General features: G+C 67.8%; 1 protein-coding gene. It reads right to left on the reverse strand.

Going from position 1 to position 969, the window contains the following annotated elements:
* Window positions 1-214: 214 nt before the first annotated feature.
* Window positions 215-969, reverse strand: a 755-nt coding sequence (locus tag H483_RS0119440) for an alpha/beta fold hydrolase (RefSeq protein WP_152427924.1), incomplete at its 5' end; no start/stop codon positions are given.

Raw genomic sequence — 969 nt, forward strand, 5'->3', positions numbered from 1 at the left:
TGCAGGAAGCGGTAGCGCAGCATTCTGGGCTCGCACGCTGCGAAGATGGCGGCGGCGCCGGTGCAGGCCATCATCTGTGTCCACGCCACCAGATTTGCGGCGATCTGCATCGCTCCGGGTTCGATGGAGTCATCGAACAATCGGAGGGGCCCTCAGTTCATGGGAGCACCACGGAGGGATCCGGACGAGTCGCGTGATCCGCCGCTGGCTTTTCTCATGACCCCTCCCCATCGGTGACCGACGCGGCCGATCCACCCACCGCCGCCAGCGAGGGGGAGACCGATCCGACCGGGGCGCCCGGCCAGCCCTGTCCGCCACCGGGCACCACGACCTCGCAGGGCACGGGCTGCCCGCGTCTCGCCGGATCCAGCCCTTGCTTGATGAGTTCCTTGCCCCGCAGCGAGTAGGTGGCGGACAGGTGGTCGGACCGGTCCTCGGGGCAGCCGTCCTGCAACAGGATGTTCCGGACCGTGGCACCCGGGCCCGCAACGAGGAACTGGCCGGGGTACGGCGTCACCACCTCGTCGTACCGCGAGGCGATGATCGTGTAATCCAATCCTGGCCGGGTATCACCGGCGTTGATCATCTCCTCGATCACCGGGGAGCCGATGGCCTGTTGAACCCCGGCGGGACCGATGACCAGGCCGACCGTGGCCATCAGACCCGGGTCCGACACGTTGGCCGACCCCAGAACCGAGCCGATGCCCAACGACCCGGCATCGTCGAGAGTCCATCCGAGAGTGCCGATCCCCAGCAACGAGGTGCCATGTGTGTTGGGGTTGACTCCCACCACGCGCTCGACCGTCTGGTCGCCGCCGTGGCGCTGGATGTACAGCTGGAGCTGGGTGCCGCCCTGCGAGTGCCCGACCATGTCGACCTTCGACGCCCCGGTCTCGTCGAGGACCAGTTCGACAAAGGCCGCCACCTCGGTCGAGGACTCAACCAACCCGCGGGAGGCGTATAGCCCCG

Origin of the sequence: Dietzia sp. UCD-THP (assembly GCF_000349585.1) — a bacterium.
Taxonomy (GTDB): Bacteria; Actinomycetota; Actinomycetes; order Mycobacteriales; family Mycobacteriaceae; genus Dietzia; species Dietzia natronolimnaea_A.